Genomic DNA, 1,070 nt, shown 5'->3' on the forward strand with positions numbered 1-1,070 from the left:
TGTATTGCCCTGTGAGGTTGGGGACGCGGCTGGCGGGTGGTTGGCCCTTGAGCGCGGTGTGTCCGCGGTGGTGATTGTAGGTGTGCAGCCACTGCGGGAACGCTTGCCGTCGTTCGGTCTCGGAGCGGTAGGGGCGGGCGTAGGCCCATTCGTCCAGCAGGGTGCGGTTGAAGCGTTCGACTTTGCCGTTCGTCTGAGGCCTGTAGGGCCGGGTGCGCTTGTGGGCGATCCCGGCCGCTGTCATGAGGTCGCGCCAGTCGCGTGAGCGGTAGCAGGAGCCGTTGTCGGTCAGCACCCGCTCGACGGTGATCCCGGCCTGGCTGAAGAAGATGTGTGCCCGCGTCCAGAAGGCGGTGGCGGTTTCTTTCTTCTCGTCGGTGAGGATTTCGCTGTAGGCCAGGCGGGAGTGGTCGTCGACGGCCGTGTGCAGGTAGCTGTAGCCGGCGTTCCGGCGGTTCTTGCGGCCCGCGGGCCGGCCGAGGACCTTGTGGCCGCCGCCGTCGGGGATGTTGCCGAGCTTCTTGATGTCGACGTGGATGAGTTCGCCGGGCCGGTCGCGTTCGTAGCGGCGTATGACACGGCCCGTTGCCCGGTCCAGGTGGGCGAGGCGGGCCAGGCCGTAGCGGGTAAGGACGCGGTGGACGGTCGAGGGCACCAGGTGCAGCAGGTGCGCGATGCGGGCCGGTCCCCACCGGCGCAGGACGCGGACCTTGATGATCCGGCGCTCGGTGCGGGTCGCGGTGCGTCGCGGGCTGGCATGCGGGCGGCTGGAGTGGTCAGTCATGCCCGCCTCACCGAACGTCCGGTAGCGGTCGGCCCAGCGTTGGGCCGTGGTCGGTGAGACCTGGAAGCGTTCCGCGGCCCGACGCAGTGGCCAGCCGTCGTCCACGACGCAGCGGGCCAGGCGCAGGCGTCCGGTCTCGGTCAGGGGTGCATTACGGTGGGGCACGAGGGCCTTTCGTCGTTCGGTGCAGATGTCGCAATCCACACCGAACCGGAAGGCCCTCACCTGTTCAAGATCCCTCAGCCGAGACCTGGCTCACCCGTCCACAACCTCCCCGGACAGAACA

General features: G+C 68.7%; 1 protein-coding gene. It reads right to left on the reverse strand.

From position 1 onward, the window contains the following. The coding region (locus ACZ4SV_RS36395; RefSeq protein WP_468011458.1) for an IS481 family transposase at positions 1–949 on the reverse strand (949 nt) is incomplete at its 3' end. Between the last annotated feature and the right edge of the window lie 121 nt (positions 950–1,070).

The sequence above is a fragment of the Streptomyces sp. NPDC027672 genome (assembly GCF_055566335.1).